The sequence below is a fragment of the Microvirgula curvata genome, from assembly GCF_054781615.1.
This window is the reverse complement of the sequence record NZ_BAAGUB010000021.1, coordinates 1-19,194: the sequence shown is the minus strand read 5'-3', so window position 1 is coordinate 19,194 and position 19,194 is coordinate 1. Positions and strand designations below refer to the sequence as shown.

The window sequence follows — 19,194 nt, the reverse complement described above, 5'->3', positions numbered from 1 at the left end:
GTCAGAGGCTGCGTACGGCATAGTGCGCCTCGACCATCCCCTTGAGCTTCTGGCTGGCGTGGAAGGTGACGACGCGGCGGGCAGTAATCGGGATTTCCTCGCCGGTCTTGGGGTTGCGCCCCGGGCGTTGCGGCTTGTCACGCAACTGGAAATTGCCGAAGCCGGACAGCTTGACCGAGTCGCCCTCTTCCAGCGCGCCACGGATTTCCTCAAAGAAGGATTCAACCATGTCCTTGGACTCCCGCTTGCTGAGGCCCACCCTGTCGAACAGCAAATCGGCAAGCTCTGCCTTGGTCAGCGTCATGACATCCCCTTAACGACTCTTGACTTGATTTTTATTTATTCACGATAACTGAAGACGCCGCGGGTTACGCGGCGTCATGACCTGACATCAACGACCGGCTCCGGCCTCAGAGACGAAGCTTTGCATTCAGCCCGGCGCTAACGGCTTCCACCATCCGCCTGATCGCCGATTCAACGTCTTCATCGGTTAATGTGCGGCTAGTATCCTGCATTAACACCTTGAATGCAAGGCTCTTTTTCCCGTCCTCGATGCCCTTGCCACGGTAGATGTCGAACAGCGACACCGCGTAAACGGCCTCAGGCGCAGCAGCCAGCAGCGCGTCGCGGAGCGCATCGTGCGACACGGCTTCGTCGACCACCAGCGCCAGGTCGCGGCGCACCGGCTGGAACTTGCTGACCGGCCGGGCTTCGATGCCGCTGCGTGTGGCCAGGGTGTCGAAATCGAGCTCGAACAGCACCGGCGCGGCCGGCAGGTCGTACTTGTGAACCCAGGCCGGGTGCAGCTCGCCGATCACGCCGACCCGCTTGCCGTCGATCAGGATGTCCGCCGTGCGGCCCGGATGCAGTGCCGGATGCTGGCCGGCACGGTATACCGCCGCGCGCGGCGCCAGCAGCGCCTCCACGTCAGCCTTCACGTCATGGAAATCGACCCGCTCGCCACTGACGCCCCACTGTTCCGGGTAGCGCGAACCGAAGGCCAGACCGGCCAGCCGTTCCGGCTGCTGCACGCTGCCGTCCGCCTGCTTCAGGAATACCCGGGCGATCTCGAACACCCGCACCCGCGACTGCTTGCGGTTCAGGTTCGACACCAGGGTATCGATCAGCCCGCCGAACAGTGTCGAACGCATGACGCTCATCTGGCTGGCGATCGGATTGATCAGCGTCACCGGATTGGCATTGCCGCCCAGGTCGGCTTCCCACTGCGCATCGACAAACGCGTAGCTGACGATTTCCTGGTAGTCGCGGCAGGCGACACGCCGGCGCAGCTCATGGCGCGGCGTGGCGGTTTCCGGCAGCGGCAGCATGGCCAGCCGGGCACGCGGCGCATCGGCCGGCACGTTCTCGTAGCCATGGACGCGGGCGATTTCCTCGATCAGGTCTTCCTCGATCTCGATATCGAAGCGGAAGCTCGGCGGGGTCACACTGAACCCCGCGTCGACTTCGACCGTCTCAAAGCCGAGTCCGGTCAGGATCGCACCAATCTCCTGCTGCGACAGCGTGATGCCGAGCACCTTGTTGACCCGGGCCGTCCGCACCTGCACCGCCGGCTTGACCGGCAGGGTGGACACGGCCTCGCCCAGCGGGCCGGCCTGACCACCGCAGATCGACAGGATCAGCGCCGAGGCGCGTTCGATCGCATCGCGCTGCAGGGCATAGTCGACACCGCGCTCGTAGCGGAACGACGCATCGGAGTTCAGCGTCAGCTTGCGCGCGCGGCCGGCAATGGCTTCGGGCGAGAAGAATGCCGACTCGAGGAACACGTCGACAGTGGTGTCATCCACTTCGCTGTTGGCGCCGCCCATGATCCCGGCCAGCGCAACGGCCTTGTCACCGCTGGTGATCACCAGCATGTCCGGGTCGAGATCGATGGTCTTGCCGTTCAGCAGTGCCAGCGTTTCACCAGGCTGCGCCATGCGCACATGGATGTTGCCGGCAAGCTTGCCAAGGTCGAAGGCATGCAGCGGCTGGCCGAGTTCGAGCAACACATAGTTGGTCACGTCGACCACGGCGGAGATGCTGCGCAGCCCGGCTCGTTCCAGACGCTGGCGCATCCAGGCCGGCGTGGCGGCGCGGGCGTCGACACCGCGGATCACGCGACCGATGTAACGCGGGCAGGCCGCGGTGGCATCCACCGTCACCGGCAGCGTGTCGTCGATCGCCGGCGCAACGGCAGTGATCGTCGGCTCGTTCAGTGCAGCGCGGGTCAGCGCGGCGACTTCACGTGCAATGCCGCGCAGGCTCAGGCAGTCGGCCCGGTTCGGGGTGATCTTCAGTTCGAAGGTGGCATCGTCAAGTTGCAGGTAATCGCGGATATCCGCCCCCACCGGCGCGTCGGCCGGCAGGACCAGCAGGCCGTCGACGTCGTCGGGCACGCCAAGTTCCTTGCCCGAGCACAGCATGCCGTTCGACTCGACGCCACGCATTTTGGTCGGCTTGATGCGGAAATCACCCGGCAGCACGGCACCGGACAGCGCGCACGGCACCTTCAGGCCTTCGGCCACATTCGGCGCGCCGCAGACGATCTGCACCCGTTCGCCGTTGCCGACGTCGACTTCGGTCACCCGCAGGCGATCGGCATTCTCGTGCTTGCGCACGCTCTTGACCTCGGCGACCACGACGCCGGAGAAACGCGGCGCGGCCGGCTCGACGCTTTCGACCTCGAGACCGGCCATGGTCAGCAGATGGCTCAGTTGTTCCGTATCCAGCGCCGGGTTGACCCAGTCGCGCAGCCAGATTTCAGAGAATTTCATGTTCAGGCTCCGCTGCGATCAGTTGAACTGCTTGAGGAAATTGAGATCGTTCTCGAAGAAGAGCCGCAGGTCGGTCACGCCGTAGCGCAACATGGCAAAACGGTCCAGCCCGATGCCGAAGGCAAAGCCGGTGTACTTTTCCGCGTCGATATTGACGTTTTTCAGCACGTTCGGATGCACCATCCCGCAGCCGCCCACCTCCAGCCAGCCGTTCTTGCCCAGCACGTCGATCTCGGCCGACGGTTCGGTAAACGGGAAAAAGCTTGGACGGAAGCGCACCTGCAGGTCGTCGCTCTCGAAGAAGCGGCGCAGGAAGTCGGTCATGGTCGCCTTCAGGTCGGCAAAACTGACGCCCTCGTCAACCCACAGACCTTCCATCTGGTGGAACATCGGCGAGTGGGTGGCATCGGAGTCGACGCGATAGACCCGGCCCGGCGCGATAATCTTGATCGGCGGCGCGTTGTTCAGCATGAAACGGGCCTGGATCGGCGAGGTATGCGTGCGCAGCACGTCACCGCCCTCGACGTAGAAGGTGTCCGCCATGGCCCGCGCCGGATGGTTTTCCGGAATGTTCAGCGCCTGGAAGTTGTAGAAGTCGGTTTCAATCTCCGGGCCGTCGGCAATCTCGAAGCCCATCGAGCGGAACAGGGTCGCGATGCGTTCCAGCGTCAGCGTGACCGGGTGCAGGCCGCCCAGGCCGGCGCCGCGCCCCGGCAGCGTCACGTCGAGTGCTTCGGCGGCCAGCTGCTGTGCGAGCCGGGCCGCGTTCAGTTCGTCGCGGCGCTGGTTGTGCGCGGCCTCGAACTGCTGCTTGCCGGCATTGATGGCCGCACCCGCGGTTTTCTTTTCTTCCGGCGACATCTGGCCCAGCTGCTTCAGCAACGCGGTGATTTCGCCGCTCTTGCCGAGATAGCGGGCCTTGACCAGCTCGAGCTCGTTGAGGTCCTGCACCGCGGCCAGCGCGACCAGGCCCTCGGCCAGCAGAGTCTGAATGGTATTCATGGCTATTTCCGTATACGAACGGTTGGCGAAAGCCCCGATTGCGACGCTTTCGCCAGCCGCCCGCCTGTTCAATGTCGTTCCCGTACCGGGTCAGGATAAAAAAAAGGAGGCAAGATGCCTCCTTCTTAATGTCCCGACGCTTAGGCTACGAGGCTTGCCTTCGCCTTTTCGACCAGCTGTGCAAACACAGCCTTGTCGAACACGGCGAGGTCGGCCAGCACCTTGCGGTCGATCTCGATGGCGGCCCGCTTCAGGCCGTTCATGAACTTGCTGTAGCTCAGACCGCATTCACGCGCAGCGGCGTTGATACGGGCGATCCACAGGGCGCGGAACTGGCGTTTGCGTTGACGACGGTCACGGTAAGCGTATTGACCGGCCTTCATCACCGCCTGCTTGGCAACGCGGTATACGTTCTTGCGGCGGCCGCGATAGCCCTTGGCTAGCGCGAGAACTTTTTTATGACGGGCGCGAGCGGTTACACCGCGTTTGACACGAGGCATCTCTTAACTCCTTAGGCGTAGGGCAGCATGGCGCGAACAGAGGCCATATTCGTTTCGTGGACCATGACGGTACCGCGCAACTGGCGCTTGTTCTTGGTGGTCTTCTTGGTAAGGATGTGACGCTTGAAAGCCATCGAGCGTTTCACACCACCGTTGCCCAGGACCTTGAGACGCTTTTTCGCGCTCGACTTGGTTTTCATCTTCGGCATGGAAGTGACTCCTGCGAGTTTTTTAGATTCGACACAGGGTGGCCTTGCGGCACTTGTACACCGTTGTGTCACGCTTTTGTACGGCTTGCGCCGCCTTTCAACGAGATGCGGCGGGCATGCCCGCCGCACTCGGAAACCTGCTGACGCCGGTCCTACTTCTTCTTCGGACCGATCATCATGACCATCTGACGGCCTTCCAGCCGCGGGAACTGTTCGACAATCCCCACTTCGGCCAGATCCGCCTCGACGCGTTTGAGCAGCGCCAGGCCAATATCCTGGTGAGCCATTTCACGGCCGCGGAAGCGCAGCGTGATCTTGGCCTTGTCACCTTCGGTCAGGAAGCGGATCAGGTTGCGCAGTTTGACGTTGTAGTCACCGTCATCCGTGCCCGGCCTGAACTTGATTTCCTTGACCTGGATCTGTTTCTGCTTCTGCTTCTGCTCGTGTTTGCGCTTGGCTTCCTGATACTTGAACTTGCCGTAGTCCATGATCTTGCACACCGGCGGTTGCGCGGTGGGCGCGATCTCGACCAGGTCGAGTTCAAGTTCTTCTGCCTTCGCGAATGCTTCGCGGAGGCTGAGAATGCCAAGCTGTTCCCCTTCGGGCCCTTGCAGGCGGATCTCACGGGCCGTAATTTCGCCGTTGATCCGCGGTTCGCGTTCCTGAGCTATTGCCGTCACTCCAAAAAATACATGACCCGCCGCGCGTCAAAATCAGTGCAGCAGTTCCGACTTGAGTCGTTCGATGAACTGGGAGAGCGGGAGCTGGCCGAGGTCTTCGCCAGTCCGCGCACGCACGGCTACCAGAGCGCCTGCCTTTTCCTTGTCACCGACGATGATCTGATACGGCAACTTTTGCAGGCTGTGTTCGCGGATTTTATAGCTGATCTTCTCGTTTCTCAAGTCAAGATCGACGCGGAAGCCCTGTTTCCTCAGCGATTCGGCAATTTCCGTTGCATATTCGGCCTGTGCTTCGGTGATATTCATCACCACCAGCTGGGTCGGAGCCAGCCACAGCGGCATCGCGCCGGCGTGATGCTCGATCAGGATGCCGATGAAGCGTTCGAGCGAACCGAGGATCGCCCGGTGCAGCATGACCGGGTGTTTGCGGGTGTTGTCCTCGTCCACGTACTCGGCGCCCAGCCGTTCCGGCAGGTTGAAGTCCAGCTGCAGCGTCCCGCACTGCCAGACGCGGCCCAGGCTGTCCTTCAGCGAGAATTCGATCTTCGGACCGTAGAAGGCCCCTTCGCCCGGCTGCAGCTCGTAGGCCAGCCCCTTGACGTCCAGCGCGGCAGCCAGCGCGGCTTCGGCCTGGTCCCACAGCGCATCGGCGCCGACGCGCTTTTCCGGGCGCGTGGACAGCTTGATCAGGATCTCCTCGAAACCGAAGTCCTTGTACACGCTCTGCAGCAGGTCGATAAAGCGGATCGCCTCATCCTGCATCTGGGCGTCGGTGCAGAAAATGTGCGCATCGTCCTGGACGAAGTTGCGCACGCGCATGATGCCGTGCAGCGAGCCGGACGGCTCGTTGCGGTGGCAGGAGCCGAATTCGGCCATGCGGTACGGCAGCTCGCGGTAGCTCTTGATCCCCATGTTGAAGATCTGGATGTGGCACGGGCAGTTCATCGGCTTGACCGCGTAGTCGCGCTTTTCCGACTCGGTGGTAAACATCAGCTCCGAGTACATGTCCCAGTGGCCGGATTTTTCCCATAGCGAGCGGTCGACGATCTGCGGCGTGCGCACTTCCTGGTAGCCGTTCTCGAGGATGGTGCGGCGCATGTACTGTTCGACCTGCTGCCACAGCGTCCAGCCCTTCGGGTGCCAGAACACCATGCCCGGCGCTTCTTCCTGGATATGGAACAGGTCGAGCTGGCGACCCAGCTTGCGGTGGTCGCGCTTCTCCGCCTCTTCCAGCATGTGCAGGTACTGCTCGAGATCTTCCTTCTTCGCCCAGGCGGTGCCGTAGATGCGCTGCAGCATCTCGTTGCGGCTGTCGCCACGCCAGTAGGCGCCGGCCAGCTTCATCAGCTTGAACACCTTGAGCTTGCCGGTCGACGGGACGTGCGGGCCACGACAGAGGTCGGTGAAATCACCCTCGCGATACAGCGACAGCACTTCGCCCTGCGGAATCGACTCGATGATTTCCGCCTTGTAGTTCTCGCCGATCGACTTGAAGTAGGCCACGGCGTCATCGCGCGACATTTCCATGCGCTCGACCGGAATGTCCTTCTTCGCCAGTTCGGCCATCTTCTTTTCGATGGCGATCAGGTCTTCCGGCGTAAACGGACGCTTGTAGCTGAAGTCGTAGTAGAAGCCGTTTTCGATCGCCGGTCCGATGGTGACCTGCGCATCAGGGAACAGCGTCTTGACCGCATAGGCCAGTAGGTGGGCCGTCGAGTGGCGAAGGATGTCGACACCGTCGGCGTCCTTGTCGGTCACGATCGCCAGGTCGGCGTCGTGGTCGATGACAAAGCGGGTATCGACCAGCTTGCCGTCGACCCGCCCCGCCAGCGCGGCGCGCGCAAGGCCGGCGCCGATCGACGCGGCGACATCATGGACGGAAACGGGATGTTCGAATTGGCGGACGGAACCGTCCGGCAGGCGAATGGCAGGCATGTGTGATCCCCTGGCTTGAAGCCACAAAAACCGGCACGCGATTCCCGCCGCCGGGAAAAAAAGCAAAAAAAAAGTGCGGTCTGAGCCGCACTTTTTAGTATCAGAAGTTCTCTAGATGGCCCGACCAAACAGTAATGGCTGTCCGGTGTTTTCAGTTCGGGCGTTCATCTGGATTACTCCGATTAGGAATGTGTTGGTAGGCACGATTGGACTCGAACCAACGACCCCCACCATGTCAAGGTGGTGCTCTAACCAGCTGAGCTACGTGCCTGCCGAGGAACCGAACTATACCGACACTCTTTTCCTGACGCAAGCCCCTTTTCGGAGAAATCTTCGCCAGCATCCAAGTGCGTTATACTAGCGCCCTGATTTTACACTCTTTCCCGCGATTTCATGCTCGAATTCAAATTGCTAAAACAAAGCGGCGCCGCGCGCCGCGGCGAGCTGACGCTCAATCACGGCGTGGTCCAGACACCGGTTTTCATGCCGGTAGGCACTTATGGATCGGTCAAGGCGATGACGCCGGACAATCTGCACGACATCGGCGCGCAGATCATCCTCGGCAACACCTTTCACCTGTGGTTGCGTCCCGGCCTGGATATCGTCGGCAAGTTCGGCGGCCTGCACGACTTCATCGGCTGGCAGAAACCGATCCTGACCGACTCGGGCGGCTTCCAGGTATTCAGCCTCGGCCAGTTGCGCAAGATCACCGAGGAAGGCGTGACCTTCCAGAGCCCGATCAATGGCGACAAGCTGTTCCTGTCGCCGGAAGTGTCGATGCAGATCCAGACGGTACTGAACTCCGACATCGTCATGCAGCTGGACGAGTGCACGCCAGGCCAGGTCGACCACCGCACCGCCGGCGAGTCGATGCGCATGAGCCTGCGCTGGGCCGAGCGCAGCCGCAACGCATTCAATGACCTGAAGAATCCGAATGCGCTGTTCGGCATCGTCCAGGGCAACCTGTATACCGACCTGCGCCAGGAGTCGCTGGAAGGGCTGATGAAGATCGGCTTCGACGGCATCGCCATCGGCGGGCTGTCGGTCGGCGAGCCGAAACCGGAGATGTACCGGATGATGCGCGAGCTGCAGCCGATGCTGCCGGCAGACAAACCGCACTATCTTATGGGTGTCGGTACGCCGGAAGATCTGGTCCATGGCGTCGCCAACGGCATCGACATGTTCGACTGCGTGATGCCGACCCGCAATGCGCGCAATGGCTGGCTGTTCACCCAGTGGGGCGACATCAAGATCAAGAATGCCCGTCATCGCGACGACAAGCGTCCGCTGGACGAGCAGTGCGACTGCTATGCCTGCCGCCATTTCAGCCGCGCCTACCTGCATCACCTGCATCGTGCCGGCGAGATTCTCGGTGCCCAGCTCAATACCATCCACAACCTGCATTACTACCAGCAGTTGATGGCTGAAATGCGCCAGGCGATCGAAGACGACCGCTTCGCCGATTATGAGGCCGGCTTCCACGAACGGCGCGCCCGCGGGGCCTGATTCCCGCGCCACAAACCGGCATAAGGTGCAGCCAAGCGCCTTTCCGTTACAATGTGCCGTTTCATTTCATTCCCATCCGGAGATTCACCAAGATGAACGAACAACTGATGTCGTTCCTGCCGATGATTGTCATCTTCATCCTGTTCTGGTTCCTGCTGGTTCGCCCGCAGCAGAAGAAGATGAAGGAACAGAAGGCCATGCTCGAAGCGCTGCAAAAGGGCGACGAAGTGCTGACCCAGGCCGGCATGATCGGCCGCATCACCAAGCTCGACGGCAACGATGTGACGGTCGAGGTTGCCAAGGGTGTAGAAATCCAGTTCCAGCGTGCCGCAATCGGCAACAAACTGGAAAAAGGCAGCTACAAGGGATAAATTCCCGCCTGCCATGCCGCGCCGCGTGATCCCACGCGGCGCGAATCGTTTTCATCTGCCCCCAAGTCACCATGAACCGCTACCCCCTCTGGAAGTACCTGATCATTGCGGTGGCGCTGGTCGTGAGTGCGATCTACACGCTGCCGAATTTCTACGGTGAAAGCCCGGCGGTGCAGGTCTCCAGCACTCGCAGCGCTTATCCGGTCGACGCCACGCTGATGGATCGCGTCGAGACCCTGCTGAAGGACAAGCACCTTTCGCCCGTCGGCGCCTATCTGGACAACGGCAGCCTGAAGGTCCGCTTCCAGACGCCGGACGAACAACTGAAGGCGCGCGATGCCATCCAGTCGCAACTCGGCGACAACTACATCGTCGCGCTGAACCTGCTGTCGTCGTCGCCGGACTGGCTGGCCAATATCAAGGCCCACCCGATGTTCCTCGGTCTCGACCTGCGCGGCGGCGTTCACTTCCTGCTCGAAGTGGACATGAAGGCTGCCGTCGACAAGACGCTCGAACGCTACTCCGGCGATATCCGCCGCGAGTTGAAGGCGCAGAAGATCCGTTACGGCCAGATCCGCCGCAATGGTGACTCGCTGTCGATCAGCGCGCGCGATGGCGAGACGCTGAACCGCATCTCCGACGTCATCGCCCGCCAGATCCCGAACCTGACACTGAAGACCGACGACGCCAGCAACACGATCACCGCCTCGCTGTCGCAGGCCGAACTGCAGAAAGTGCAGACCGACGCCGTCAAGCAGAACATCACCACCCTGCACAACCGGGTGAACGAGCTCGGCGTGGCCGAACCGATCATCCAGCAGTCCGGCCCGAACCGGATCGTGGTGCAGCTGCCGGGGGTGCAGGACACGGCCAAGGCCAAGGACATTCTCGGTCGCACCGCGACGCTGGAAGTGCGCCTGGTCGAGGACGACAGCCAGAAGCTGGCTGACGCCGTCAACGGCATGACGCCGGCCGGCTACGACCTGATGAACGAAGTCGGTTCCGGCGGCGAGCCGCGGCCGATCCTGGTGCGCAAGGATGTCGAGCTGACCGGCGACAACATCAATGACGCGCAGCCGGGCTTCGACGAAAACGGCGGTGCCGCCGTGCTGATCAACCTCGACAGCACCGGCGCCAGCATCTTCCGCCAGGTCACGGCCGAGAACATCAACCGCCGCATGGCGATGATCCTGGTCGAAAAGGGCAAGGGCGAAGTGGTGACCGCACCGGTCATCCGCGGTGAAATCGGCGGCGGTCGCGTGCAGATTTCCGGCTCGATGAACCCGGCCGAGGCCAATGACGTCGCGCTGCTGCTGCGTGCCGGCTCGCTGGCCGCACCGATGAACATCATCGAGGAACGCACGGTCGGCCCGTCGCTGGGTGCCGAGAACATCAGGAAGGGCTTCGACTCCACGCTGTACGGCTTCGCCGCCATGGCGATCTTCATGATTTTCTACTACCGCGTGTTCGGCGTGATTTCGGCGCTGTCGCTGGCCGCCAACGTGCTGATGCTGATCGCCCTGCTGTCGATGCTGCAGGCTACGCTGACGCTGCCGGGCATTGCCGCCATCGCGCTGGCCCTGGGCATGGCCATTGACGCGAACGTGCTGATCAACGAGCGGATACGGGAGGAGCTGCGCAATGGCGTGACGCCGCAGGCGGCGATCAAGGCCGGCTACGAGCATGCGTGGCATACCATCCTCGACTCGAACATCACCACGCTGATCGCCGGTGTCGCCCTGCTGATCTTCGGCTCCGGCCCGGTGCGCGGCTTTGCCGTCGTGCACTGCCTCGGCATCATGACCTCGATGTTCACCGCTGTGCTGGTCTCGCGCGGTATCGTCAACCTGGCCTACGGTTCGCGCCGTCGCCTGACGAGCCTGCCGATCTGATGCACGGCACGCCCGGGGGCAACCCCGGGCAGGCGCAAAAAAGGGCACCCATCCGGGTGCCCTTTTACATGTACTTGACCGATTGCAACGACGGCGAGCGGGCCTGCCGGCTACTCGCTGAAGCCACAGAAGACTTCGCGCATCATCTTCAGCACTTCCAGTGTACGCAGATCGCCAACCCGGTAATAAACGCGGTTGGCGTCCTTGCGCGTACGCAATACTCCCTTGTCCCGCATGATGGCCAGATGCTGGGAAATATTCGACTGGGAGGTACCGACCTTGTCGACAATATCCTGTACGCTGACCTCCCGGTCGCCCAGCACCGAGATGATCTTCAAACGCAGAGGATGTGACATCGCCTTCATGGCGCGGGATGTCTGTTCGATGTGATCATCAGAGAAAAGCAAGGTAAGTGCTCCCGAACATCAGGCGGACATGGCGCCCAAGCAATTTCAATCGTTAAAATACTAACTTGAAACGTCCCAATCATCAAGAAGTTCTAATATACACATTGATTAAAATTCACAAATTGCCATTATGAAAAACGTCACTCCGGTCCTTCTTCTGATCCTTGACGGCTTCGGCCACCGCGCAGAAGGCGACGACAACGCCATCCTGCACGCCCGCAAGCCCAACCTCGACCGGCTGATGGCCACGCATGCCTGCGGCACCATAGACGCGTCCGAGCGCGCCGTGGGTCTGCCAACCGGACAATTCGGCAATTCCGAGGTCGGTCACCTAAACATAGGCGCAGGCCGCGTCGTTACCCAGGACATCAGCCGCATCGACCTCGACATCGAGGAAAACCTGTTCGACCGCAACCCGGCCTTCCTGCAGGCTTTCGCCGCCGCCCGCGGTCATGCGCTGCACCTGTTCGGCCTGCTGTCCGACGGCGGCGTCCACAGCCATGAAAACCATATCCACGCGCTGATCCGTGCCGCACAGGCGGCCGGGGTCGCAGATATCCGCCTGCACGCCTTTCTCGATGGCCGCGATACGCCACCGCGCAGCGCCGATACCTATCTGCGCCGACTCGACGCCGTGCTGGCCGAATGCCCGAATGCCCGTCTGGCCTCGGTCTGCGGCCGTTTCTTCGCCATGGACCGCGACAAGCGCTGGGACCGCGTGGCCCAGGCCTGCCGGCTGGTGGTTGACGGCGAGGCACCGTACCAGGCCGAGACCGGTGTGGCCGCGCTTGCCGCCGCCTATGCACGCGACGAGAACGACGAATTCGTCAAACCGACCGTAATCGGTGCCCCCGGCCGCATCGAAGACGGCGACGCGGTCCTGTTCATGAATTTCCGCGCCGACCGGGCGCGCGAACTGACCAGCGCGCTGACCGACCCGGCCTTCGACGGTTTCCCGGTCCGCCAGCCGCGACTGGGGTTCTTCGGCACGCTGACCCGCTACGGCGCCGACTATGCGCACCATGTCATCGCCTACCAGCCACAACAGATTCATAACGGCTTCGGCGAATATGTCGCCGCGCTGGGGCTGAATCAGCTCCGCATCGCCGAAACCGAGAAATATCCGCACGTGACGTACTTCTTCAATGGCGGCGAGGAGAAGGTCTATCCGGGCGAAGACCGCATCCTGGTACCGTCACCGAAGGTCGAAACCTACGATCTGCAGCCGGAAATGAGCGCTCCCGAAGTCACCGCCAACATCCTGGCCGCCATCGCCAGCGGCAAGTACCAGGCCATCATCTGCAACTTCGCCAACGGCGACATGGTCGGCCATACCGGCAACTTCGACGCGGCAGTCAGGGCGGTCGAAGCCCTGGACGACTGCGTCGGCCGCTGCGTCGATGCCATGCTGGCCGCCGGCGGCGAGGTGCTGATCACCGCCGACCACGGCAACTGCGAGCAGATGGACGACAAGATTCACCATCAGCCCCACACCCAGCATACGACCAACGTGGTACCGTTCTGCTACGTGAGCCCCCGCTCGGCGACCATCGCCACAGGGGGGGCGCTGAAGGATGTCGCCCCCACCCTGTTGGCCATGATGGGCGTTCCGGTTCCGGCCGAGATGACTGGCCATTCCCTGATCCAGTACCAGTGACACATAGACTCTCGCTACTCGCCCTGTTGCTGTCCGGCGCCGCCATTGCGGCCCCGGCCGGCAATGCGCCGTTGACCACGGCACCGGTCCAGCAGGATCTGAAAGAAATCCGCAGTCAGATCAGTACGCTGAAGAAAGACATCAAGGAAAAGGAATCCGACCGCGCCGAAGCCAGTGACGCGCTGAAGCAGTCCGCCAGCGCCATCGCCGCCGCCAACCAGCTGCTGCAGGACCTGAATCTCAAGCAGTCCAGCAGCGAGCGGGAAATCCAGCGGGTCGAAAACCAGATTGCCGAGACGCAGAAGCAGATCGACGGTACGCGCACGCGCGTCGGTCACATCCTGAAAGCACAGTACGAGCACCGGCAGTCCGCCGACGCCCTCGCCGTGCTGCTCAAGCAGCAGGACCCGAACCAGGCAGCCCGCGACCTGCAGTACTACGGTTATCTGTCGCGCGCCCAGCAAAAGCAGTTCACCCAGTTGAAGCAGCAGGTCGGCGAGCTGGAACAGCTGTCCGCCCAGTTGCAGCAGGAAAAGAACAAGCTCAGTTCGCTGAGTTCGGAGCGGCAGCGCAAGAAGCAGGACCTGCTGAAGCAGCAGGATGCGCATGCCACGCTGGTGTCGCAGCTGTCGCGCGAAATTGCCAGCAAGCAGACGCAGATGACCAAGCTGCAGGAAGACCAGAAACGCCTGACCAGCCTGATTGCCCAGATCCAGCAGCAGATCGCCGAGCGCAAGCGCGAAGCCGCGCGTCAGCGCGCCGAGGCGCGCCGCAAGGCGCAGCTCGAAGCCAAACGCGAGGCTCAGCGTGAAGACCAGCGCCGGGCGCAGGAAGCCCGCAAGGCCGGCAAGCCGGCACCGGCACCGGTGGCCGTGCGGCAGATTCCCGAGGAGCGCGTCGACGAAGCCGCCGACAGCTCGGCCGCCGGCCGCAGCTTCGTATCGCTGAAAGGCCGCATGCGGCTGCCGGTCGCCGGCAGCATTGCCGGTCATTTCGGCGAGCGCCGCAGTGAGGGCACCACCTGGCGCGGCCTGTTCATCAAGGCCGCCCCTGGCCAGGCCGTCCATGCCGTTGCCGATGGCCGCGTTGTCTATGCAGACAGCTTGCGCGGTTTCGGCAACATGCTAATCATTGACCATGGCGGCAGTTACATGAGCATCTACGGTGGCGGCGACAGTTTGACCAAAGCAGTCGGCACACAGATACGCGCAGGTGATACTGTTGCCACTACCGGCAGTACAGGCAATTTGGGCGATAGCGGCATTTATTTCGAGATCCGCCACCAGGGCCAGCCACTCAACCCGACAAGCTGGGCACGCTGATCGCCCGCACCCGCATAGTCATCAGGAGAATTACATGCAAAACCGGCGGCAAAAATTCGCACTCGTCAGCGCCGGCGCCATTGTCGGTGCCGTGCTGACGCTGTCGATCACGGCCGCGGCCGACAAGGACACGCTGGCCCCCCTGCCGCTCAACGAGCTGAGGACGTTTGCCGAAGTCTACGGACGCATCAAGTCCGATTATGTCGAGCCGGTCGACGACAAGAAGCTGATTACCGAGGCCATCAACGGCATGGTATCGGGCCTCGATCCGCACTCCAGCTATCTGGATCCGGAAGCATTCAAGGAACTGCGTGAGGGTACGCAGGGCGAGTTCGGCGGTCTGGGCATCGAAATCGGCATGGAAGACGGTCTGGTGAAGATCGTGTCGCCGATCGAGGATACCCCCGCCGCCAAGGCCGGGCTGAAGAGCGGCGACCTGATCATCAAGATCGACGATACGCCGGTGCGTGGCCTGTCCAGCACCGATGCGGTCAAGCGCATGCGCGGCAAGCCGGGCACCAGGGTCACGCTGACCATCGCCCGCAAGAGCGAGGCCAAGTCGTTCAACGTGCAACTGACCCGCGCGATCATCAAGACCAAGAGCGTCAAGTTCAAGCTGCTGGAACCGGATATCGGCTATGTCCGCATCACCCAGTTCCAGGAGCACACGGTCGAGAACCTGGCCCAGGCACTCGCCACGCTGTACAAGGACAACAAGCGCCCGCTGAAGGGCCTGCTGCTCGACCTGCGTGACGATCCGGGTGGTTTGCTGAACGCCGCAGTCGGCGTGTCGGCGGCCTTCCTGCCGCAGAACAAGCTGGTGGTCTACACCGAAGGGCGCACCCCGGACGCGAAGATGCAGCTGACGACCGACCCGGCCAACTATCCGCGCGACCCGCGCAGCAAGGATGACCCGCTGAAGGGGCTGCCGGCCGAAGCCAAGAACGTGCCGATGGTCGTGCTGGTCAATGCCGGCACTGCGAGCGCGTCCGAAATCGTCACCGGTGCGCTGCAGGACTACAAGCGCGCGGTAGTGGTCGGTACGCAGACCTTCGGCAAGGGCTCGGTGCAGTCGATCCTGCCGCTGGGCAGTGCCGGTGGCATCAAGCTGACCACGGCGCGGTATTTCACGCCAAAGGGCACCTCGATCCAGGCCAAGGGCATTACCCCGGACGTCACGGTCGAAGCCATCCAGCCGGACAGCGACAAGAAGCAGGTGGCGCTGCCGATCATCCGCGTGCGCGAAGCCGATCTGAACCATCACCTGTCCAATCCGAACGGGGACAGCAAGGGCAAGGCCACTCCGCAACCGGAAGTACCGGCGGCGCCGGAAACGACCGAACCGTCGCGCGTCGACCCGCGTGACCCGGATCCGAAGACCGACAACCAGCTGGCCCAGGCCTTGAACATCCTCAAGGTCCAGCAAATACTGGACAAGAAGAACTGATGTCCATGCCGCCGGCAGTTGCCGGCGGCGCTTCTTCCGGAGAACAGCCCATGCCGGACCGGGAACTGAGCAAGTGCCGCGACATTGTCGTGCTCGCAGAGCCGGATGCGGCCGCGGCGCTGCTCGGTCGCCTGCCCGGCGTGTCGGCACAGGCGTTTCCGGACCAGCAGCGGGTCACGGTGCGCTATGACGTCGACCAGCATCAGTACCAGCAGCTCAGGGCATTGCTGCTGCAGTGCGGCTTCCCGCTCGAGGACAGCCACTACGCAAGGATGCGCGATGCGCTGATCGACTACAGCGAATCAGTCCAGCTGCACAATCTCGGCGTCCCGGCCACAGCCCTGAAATCGCGTGAAGCCTATATGCACGTGTATGAACAGCACATGCATGGCGATCACGACGCCACACCGGAAGAACTGCGCCGCGAGCTGTAAGCTGTTCATGCTCGCCGGCAATACGTCTGTACGCCTGTCACGATGCAGCGCACAATCCACTGACATCGTCATTCTTTCCGTCCCACCTCCAACATACTCCCGTCATGACTAGCCACGAATTTGTCCAGTGCCTGCGTGAAGCCGCTCCGTATATCCATACTTTTCGCGGCAAGACCTTTGTTATCGGTTTCGGTGGAGAGGTGGTCGACCAGCGACGATTCGCCTCGCTGTCGCACGATATCAACCTGCTGGTCAGCCTTGGCGTCCGCATTATCCTGGTCCATGGCGCCCGCCCGCAGGTCGAGGCCCAGCTCAAGTTCCGTGGCATTGCCCGCCGTTTCCATCAGGACTACCGGCTGACCGACCTGGCCAGTCTGGAAGTGGTCAAGCAGGCCATCGGCTATACCCGTGCCGAAATCGAAGCCCAGCTGTCGGTCGCCATGCCCGATTCGCCAATGGCCGGTGCCAATCTGCGCGTCGCCTGTGGCAACTTCATCATTGCCCGTCCGCTCGGTGTCATCGACGGGATCGACATGCAGTACAGCGGCCAGATCCGCAAGCTGGAAACCGCTGCCATCAAGGCCCGGCTCGATGCCGGTGACCTGGTGCTGCTGTCACCGCTCGGCTACTCGCCGACTGGCGAGATCTTCAATCTGCGCATGGAAGACGTCGCGACCCAGGCCGCCATCTCGCTGAAGGCGGACAAGCTGATGTTCCTGGTCGACAGCCCGTCCGGCGTCGTCGACGCGGATGGCCAGCGCATGAAGGAGTTTATCGTTCGCGAGGCGGAAACCTGGCTGCAGACTGAAGCCAGCCACCTCAGCGACGAGGTCCGCCGCTCGATGAACGCCGCCGTGCTCGCCAGCCGGCACGGTATCAAGCGGGCGCATCTGGTCGCCCAGAGCGACGGCGCGCTGCTGCAGGAGCTGTTCACCCATGATGGCAGCGGCACCATGATCGCGCCCGAAGCCCTGCTGGTCATGCGCCGGGCCGATATCGACGACGTCGGCAGCATCCTCGGCCTGATCGAACCGCTGGAGCGCGACGGTCTGCTGGTCAAGCGGGGACGAGAGCTGATCGAGATGGAGATTGGCTATTACTCGGTCATCGAACACGACAACAAGATCACCGGCTGCGTGGCGCTGTACCCGTTCCCGGAAAGCCAGATGGGTGAACTGGCCTGTCTGGCCGTGTCCCAGCAGTGGCAGAGCCGCGGTCATGGCGATGCACTGCTGCGGCATACCGAGCAGCGTGCGCGCCAGCTTGGCCTGGAACGCCTGTTCGTGCTGACGACCCAGACTGCACACTGGTTTGTCGAACGCGGCTTTGTCGAGGCGGAACTGTCCGAACTGCCGCTGCGCAAGCAGGAACTGTACAACTACCAGCGTCGTTCCAAGGCTTTCGTCAAGATGCTCTGATGCACCATCGCACCAGAAGGCGGCCATGTGGCCGCCTTCTGTCTTATTTCTTCACCGCCGGTTTCGGTGGCGGTTTCGTCCCGAGCTGCAGCTCGGGCTTCATCTTCTCCAGCGATTTCGGCCCGATCCCGTCAACCTTGCTTAGGTCGTCCAGCGATTTGAACGGGCCGTTGCGGCTCCGGTAATCGACGATGGCCCGTGCCTTGGCCGGGCCGATGCCTTTGACCGCCTCCAGTTGCTGTGCGCTGGCGCTGTTGACATCCACCGCGGCAAAGACCGGCACACTCCACGCCAGGGCCAGCCATACCCACACCCATTGCCTGATCACGATGCACTCCCGTTGACTGTCGGAGCCCACACCGTACGCCGGCAGTGCTGCCTGCCCCAAATCGGGTGACAAGCAGCGTGGCAAGAATGTCACAGGACAGGCGGCACTCGCCGCTATACGACATGCCGGACACGGTTGACGAACCGGACCGGCTGGCCGAGGCGGGAATCGAAAAGCAGATAGTGGCGATGGCTGCGGGTGTACATCATCCTGGAAACAGGAGCATCGAAAGCAATCACATCCCGGCGCAGCATGCTGGAAATAATGGCCGCATTGGAATTCCTTCCGTTCCGGGTTGCATAGCAGGACAGCAGATACAGCGGGCCGCTGCGGTCGCTGTCACGATAAGCCTTGAGGTAGCGACCCACGATAATGCTCCAGTCCAGCGCCGACAGTCTGGAACCGGCAGGACCGTACAGCGCGGCATCCCGGCTGCCATGCGTGGCAATCAGCGAACCATCCCGGAAGCGCGACTGGAACAGGAACAGATTGCCATTCTCGAGAGAAAGAAAATCGGGCTTCCGGGCCGAACCAACCAGCAAGCGGCCCGAGGCTTTGGCATAGAGGCCGGCCGAAGGCAGCAGCGCCCCGAATACCGTTGCCGCAATGCCCAGGCCCAGTGAAGCCCAGCCCAGCGCGCGCGAGGCCTCGGGGTGCGTCTCCTCCAGCACGGAGGACAGGATCCCGGTCACGTTGGCGCCAACCCCGAGCACTGCCGGCGTCATGAGCAGCCAGGACACCAGGCTGGTCAGCGGCAAGGCCACCGCCCCGAAAGTCAGTGCAGTCAGGAAGATACCCAGTATGCCGAATGCCAGCCCGATGCCTGCCTGAATGCTCATGGCAGCATAGCCGGACGGATCGGTGCGATTGACCGGATCGGCCTCGCAGAAAGCGTACGGATTCCTGCCACCTGCCGAGAACGGGCTGAACGGGTCCATGCGCAGGAAACGCTGCGCAGTGGGATCATAGCTGCGTGCACCATTGCCGAGGTGATACAGCGGCGCTCTCTGCCCAACCCAGTCGACCAGTTCGCCATGCATGCCAATGCGCAGTCGCGCACCGGCCGTCATGGCCGCTGAAGCCAGCCCCGCCCTTCCTGTCAGCATCTGCGTCCCCATTTCACTCCGTTTCTGGTGCTATAGGCGATGCCGGAGGCCGGCACAGCAGCCTGCCGACGGGCGGAGAATGGCCGTAAAAAAGCCCCCCGGGCATGGCACGGGGGGCGGCTTTGCGCATTCAGTCGCACCAATGAAAGAAGCCCTCGTACAGGGTACGAGGGCTTCAGTATAGGACCTGGCGGTGACCTACTTTC

18 protein-coding genes and 1 tRNA gene are annotated in these 19,194 nt (G+C 62.4%); 8 read left to right on the top strand and 11 right to left on the bottom strand.

Going from position 1 to position 19,194, the window contains the following annotated elements; genetic code table 11:
* Position 1: 1 nt before the first annotated feature.
* The 8 genes from ACYVG8_RS09935 to ACYVG8_RS09900 form a co-directional block, all read right to left on the bottom strand.
* Complete coding sequence (locus tag ACYVG8_RS09935; protein ID WP_028500005.1) at positions 2-304, bottom strand: integration host factor subunit alpha; 303 nt, start codon at positions 302-304, stop codon at positions 2-4.
* Positions 305-410: 106 nt separating this feature from the next.
* Positions 411-2,774 (bottom strand): phenylalanine--tRNA ligase subunit beta, encoded by a 2,364-nt coding sequence (pheT, locus tag ACYVG8_RS09930; protein WP_028500004.1) that lies wholly within the window; start codon positions 2,772-2,774, stop codon positions 411-413.
* A gap of 18 nt (positions 2,775-2,792) precedes the next feature.
* The gene (gene pheS / locus ACYVG8_RS09925) at positions 2,793-3,776 is read right to left on the bottom strand and encodes a phenylalanine--tRNA ligase subunit alpha (RefSeq protein ID WP_028500003.1); all 984 of its coding nucleotides are present in this window, start codon (positions 3,774-3,776) and stop codon (positions 2,793-2,795) included.
* Positions 3,777-3,916: 140 nt separating this feature from the next.
* Positions 3,917-4,276, bottom strand: coding sequence for a 50S ribosomal protein L20 (rplT, locus tag ACYVG8_RS09920; protein WP_028500002.1), 360 nt, complete (start codon positions 4,274-4,276; stop codon positions 3,917-3,919).
* An 11-nt stretch (positions 4,277-4,287) separates the two neighbouring features.
* Entirely contained in the window at positions 4,288-4,485 is a 198-nt protein-coding gene (gene rpmI / locus ACYVG8_RS09915) for a 50S ribosomal protein L35 (protein WP_028500001.1), read from the bottom strand.
* A 152-nt stretch (positions 4,486-4,637) separates the two neighbouring features.
* A complete protein-coding gene (gene infC, locus ACYVG8_RS09910) occupies positions 4,638-5,165 on the bottom strand; it encodes a translation initiation factor IF-3 (RefSeq protein WP_028500000.1) in 528 nt (175 codons plus the stop codon).
* A gap of 33 nt (positions 5,166-5,198) precedes the next feature.
* Positions 5,199-7,100 carry a threonine--tRNA ligase gene (thrS, locus tag ACYVG8_RS09905; protein WP_460745671.1) on the bottom strand — a complete coding sequence of 634 codons (1,902 nt, stop codon included), beginning with the start codon at positions 7,098-7,100 and terminating at the stop codon, positions 5,199-5,201.
* A 194-nt stretch (positions 7,101-7,294) separates the two neighbouring features.
* Positions 7,295-7,371: transfer RNA gene (locus ACYVG8_RS09900), tRNA-Val, on the bottom strand.
* A gap of 122 nt (positions 7,372-7,493) precedes the next feature.
* Here ACYVG8_RS09900 and tgt point away from each other — a divergent pair.
* From tgt to secD, 3 genes are all read left to right on the top strand, one after another.
* The gene (gene tgt / locus ACYVG8_RS09895; protein ID WP_028499998.1) at positions 7,494-8,606 is read left to right on the top strand and encodes a tRNA guanosine(34) transglycosylase Tgt; all 1,113 of its coding nucleotides are present in this window, start codon (positions 7,494-7,496) and stop codon (positions 8,604-8,606) included.
* A gap of 92 nt (positions 8,607-8,698) precedes the next feature.
* A complete protein-coding gene (gene yajC, locus ACYVG8_RS09890; RefSeq protein ID WP_107888702.1) occupies positions 8,699-8,977 on the top strand; it encodes a preprotein translocase subunit YajC in 279 nt (92 codons plus the stop codon).
* A 71-nt stretch (positions 8,978-9,048) separates the two neighbouring features.
* Entirely contained in the window at positions 9,049-10,869 is a 1,821-nt protein-coding gene (gene secD / locus ACYVG8_RS09885; RefSeq protein WP_281661531.1) for a protein translocase subunit SecD, read from the top strand.
* Between the two features lie 110 nt (positions 10,870-10,979).
* Here secD and ACYVG8_RS09880 read toward each other — a convergent pair whose 3' ends face one another.
* A complete protein-coding gene (locus ACYVG8_RS09880; RefSeq protein ID WP_199489878.1) occupies positions 10,980-11,234 on the bottom strand; it encodes an ArsR/SmtB family transcription factor in 255 nt (84 codons plus the stop codon).
* A gap of 172 nt (positions 11,235-11,406) precedes the next feature.
* Here ACYVG8_RS09880 and gpmI point away from each other — a divergent pair, with 172 nt between their 5' ends.
* The 5 genes from gpmI to argA all read left to right on the top strand — a co-directional run bounded on the left by gpmI (position 11,407) and on the right by argA (position 17,554).
* The gene (gpmI, locus tag ACYVG8_RS09875; RefSeq protein WP_028499994.1) at positions 11,407-12,933 is read left to right on the top strand and encodes a 2,3-bisphosphoglycerate-independent phosphoglycerate mutase; all 1,527 of its coding nucleotides are present in this window, start codon (positions 11,407-11,409) and stop codon (positions 12,931-12,933) included.
* Positions 12,930-14,255: a murein hydrolase activator EnvC family protein gene (locus ACYVG8_RS09870; protein WP_028499993.1), complete on the top strand. Its 1,326-nt coding sequence runs from the start codon at positions 12,930-12,932 to the stop codon at positions 14,253-14,255. Before gpmI ends, ACYVG8_RS09870 begins: the two co-directional genes overlap by 4 nt.
* 34 nt (positions 14,256-14,289) lie before the next feature.
* Positions 14,290-15,702: a S41 family peptidase gene (locus tag ACYVG8_RS09865; RefSeq protein WP_107888703.1), complete on the top strand. Its 1,413-nt coding sequence runs from the start codon at positions 14,290-14,292 to the stop codon at positions 15,700-15,702.
* 50 nt (positions 15,703-15,752) lie between these two features.
* Positions 15,753-16,136 carry a hypothetical protein gene (locus tag ACYVG8_RS09860; RefSeq protein WP_051528993.1) on the top strand — a complete coding sequence of 128 codons (384 nt, stop codon included), beginning with the start codon at positions 15,753-15,755 and terminating at the stop codon, positions 16,134-16,136.
* 104 nt (positions 16,137-16,240) lie between these two features.
* Entirely contained in the window at positions 16,241-17,554 is a 1,314-nt protein-coding gene (gene argA, locus ACYVG8_RS09855) for an amino-acid N-acetyltransferase (RefSeq protein WP_107888704.1), read from the top strand.
* A gap of 43 nt (positions 17,555-17,597) precedes the next feature.
* Here the strand turns inward: argA and ACYVG8_RS09850 are convergent, their stop codons facing one another.
* Positions 17,598-17,882 carry a ComEA family DNA-binding protein gene (locus tag ACYVG8_RS09850; protein ID WP_460745667.1) on the bottom strand — a complete coding sequence of 95 codons (285 nt, stop codon included), beginning with the start codon at positions 17,880-17,882 and terminating at the stop codon, positions 17,598-17,600.
* Positions 17,883-17,995: 113 nt separating this feature from the next.
* Complete coding sequence (locus ACYVG8_RS09845) at positions 17,996-18,988, bottom strand: RHS repeat-associated core domain-containing protein (protein ID WP_107888705.1); 993 nt, start codon at positions 18,986-18,988, stop codon at positions 17,996-17,998.
* Between the last annotated feature and the right edge of the window lie 206 nt (positions 18,989-19,194).

Bases quoted from the DNA above. Each gene is read 5' to 3' on its own strand.
- ACYVG8_RS09935 (WP_028500005.1), bottom strand. From the start codon at position 304: ATGACGCTGACCAAGGCAGAGCTTGCCGATTTGCTGTTCGACAGGGTG.
- pheT (WP_028500004.1), bottom strand. From the start codon at position 2,774: ATGAAATTCTCTGAAATCTGGCTGCGCGACTGGGTCAACCCGGCGCTG.
- pheS (WP_028500003.1), bottom strand. From the start codon at position 3,776: ATGAATACCATTCAGACTCTGCTGGCCGAGGGCCTGGTCGCGCTGGCC.
- rplT (WP_028500002.1), bottom strand. From the start codon at position 4,276: ATGCCTCGTGTCAAACGCGGTGTAACCGCTCGCGCCCGTCATAAAAAA.
- rpmI (WP_028500001.1), bottom strand. From the start codon at position 4,485: ATGCCGAAGATGAAAACCAAGTCGAGCGCGAAAAAGCGTCTCAAGGTC.
- thrS (WP_460745671.1), bottom strand. From the start codon at position 7,100: ATGCCTGCCATTCGCCTGCCGGACGGTTCCGTCCGCCAATTCGAACAT.
- tgt (WP_028499998.1), top strand. From the start codon at position 7,494: ATGCTCGAATTCAAATTGCTAAAACAAAGCGGCGCCGCGCGCCGCGGC.
- yajC (WP_107888702.1), top strand. From the start codon at position 8,699: ATGAACGAACAACTGATGTCGTTCCTGCCGATGATTGTCATCTTCATC.
- secD (WP_281661531.1), top strand. From the start codon at position 9,049: ATGAACCGCTACCCCCTCTGGAAGTACCTGATCATTGCGGTGGCGCTG.
- ACYVG8_RS09880 (WP_199489878.1), bottom strand. From the start codon at position 11,234: ATGAAGGCGATGTCACATCCTCTGCGTTTGAAGATCATCTCGGTGCTG.
- gpmI (WP_028499994.1), top strand. From the start codon at position 11,407: ATGAAAAACGTCACTCCGGTCCTTCTTCTGATCCTTGACGGCTTCGGC.
- ACYVG8_RS09865 (WP_107888703.1), top strand. From the start codon at position 14,290: ATGCAAAACCGGCGGCAAAAATTCGCACTCGTCAGCGCCGGCGCCATT.
- ACYVG8_RS09860 (WP_051528993.1), top strand. From the start codon at position 15,753: ATGCCGGACCGGGAACTGAGCAAGTGCCGCGACATTGTCGTGCTCGCA.
- argA (WP_107888704.1), top strand. From the start codon at position 16,241: ATGACTAGCCACGAATTTGTCCAGTGCCTGCGTGAAGCCGCTCCGTAT.
- ACYVG8_RS09845 (WP_107888705.1), bottom strand. From the start codon at position 18,988: ATGCTGACAGGAAGGGCGGGGCTGGCTTCAGCGGCCATGACGGCCGGT.